We start from the raw sequence: 1,453 nt of genomic DNA on the forward strand, positions 1-1,453 counted from the left end.
ACTTCATTTGATGAATTGCTATCTATATTTAGAATTTTTTCAGATTATTTAAATATAAAAAATTAAAATATATTTCTACACATTTATATTATTAAAGATTTTATTGGATATCATTAACCATTGAAAAGACGGAATAAGAATGATTCAGGAATTGAACACAAATCAGTAAAATAGAATCATCAGATATCAGGGGAAATATTAGACAGAAAAACTGGCTTACATTACAATACTTTCAGGTATTATGATCCGGATATAGGTAGATTTACTCAGCCGGATCCGATTGGGTTGCTGGGTGGGTTTAATCTGTATCAGTATGCGCCTAATGGGTTGACTTGGGTGGATCCGTGGGGACTAATATGTAAAGCTCCAAATGGCTATAAAAAAGGTGATGTAGACATACATGGTAACTTATCTCCTAATGCAAATAGAGCTTTAGGCCATAGAAACACTAGATCTGATGGTTTCGTACAAAGCCATCACCCAATACAAGATGCTTGGGCTAAAAGAAATATAACTAGTTATCGAAGCAATGCTGCACCAGCAACATTATTACAATCTTCTTCTGGTTTATCACATGCTAACATTAGTCAAGCACAAAGAGCTAAAAGATCACTTAATGGAGGATGGAATGTAACTATCCCCTAAAATAGTACAGCAAAAAAGTAGAAAATTCTCTTTATTAACCCACAGAGGATTTAAATATGAAAAAGATGACTGAACATCAGTGATCCTCGCCAAAATATTAGACAGAGCCCGCCTCTATCATTTTTTCGTTTTGGTAATATTGTTGTTCATATTGTTCAGGTGATACCCAGCCATTGGCTGAATGACGGCGTATCCGATTATAATAGATTTCAATATATTCAAATAGTGCTTTATTAGCCTGCTTCCTCGTTTTGTAGTAACAGTCATGAATAATATGTGTTTTGAGTGTATGAAAAAAACTCTCAACAACCGCATTATCAAAGCAGTTGCCTCTTCGACTCATGCTTTGCCTTAGTTCATATTGTAACAATAATTGCTTGAAATCAGCACTGCAATATTGGCTTCCTTGGTCACTATGAATGAGTACATTTTTAGGAAAGTGACGCCGAAATAAAGCTTGTTTTAATGTATTACACACTAAATGGCGGTCTATGTAGCGACTGTGTAACTATCCCCTAAAATAGTACAGCAAAAAAGTAGAAAATTATCTATGATAAAAGTAAAAGGGGATTTAATTATGAAAAAAATGACTGAACATCAAATCGTCGCTATTTTAAAAGAAGCTGAAGCAGGTATTCCTGTCAAGGAACTCTGCCGTAAATATGGCATGGGTAATTCAACTTTTTATAAATGGCGGGAAAAATACGGCGGAATGGAAACTTCGGATATCAAACGCTTAAAAGAGCTGGAGGCTGAAAACCGCAAACTTAAGCAGATGTTTGCCGAGCTGAGCTTAAAATCACAGCTT

Annotated in this window: 2 protein-coding genes and 1 pseudogene; 2 read left to right on the forward strand and 1 reads right to left on the reverse strand. The window is 35.0% G+C overall.

Annotated features, from left to right (window positions below; translation table 11 throughout):
• Nucleotides 1–195: 195 nt before the first annotated feature.
• The gene (locus A9G44_RS13855; RefSeq protein WP_257006603.1) at nucleotides 196–645 is read left to right on the forward strand and encodes an RHS repeat-associated core domain-containing protein; all 450 of its coding nucleotides are present in this window, start codon (nucleotides 196–198) and stop codon (nucleotides 643–645) included.
• 97 nt (nucleotides 646–742) lie between these two features.
• Here the strand turns inward: A9G44_RS13855 and A9G44_RS12645 are convergent.
• A pseudogene (locus tag A9G44_RS12645) lies at nucleotides 743–1,147 on the reverse strand (IS3 family transposase); the annotation flags it as partial.
• Nucleotides 1,148–1,222: 75 nt separating this feature from the next.
• Here A9G44_RS12645 and A9G44_RS12650 point away from each other — a divergent pair.
• The coding region (locus tag A9G44_RS12650) for a transposase (protein WP_141672896.1) at nucleotides 1,223–1,453 on the forward strand (231 nt) is incomplete at its 3' end.

This window comes from Gilliamella sp. Occ4-3, from assembly GCF_001690675.1.
GTDB lineage: Bacteria > Pseudomonadota > Gammaproteobacteria > Enterobacterales > Orbaceae > Gilliamella > Gilliamella bombi.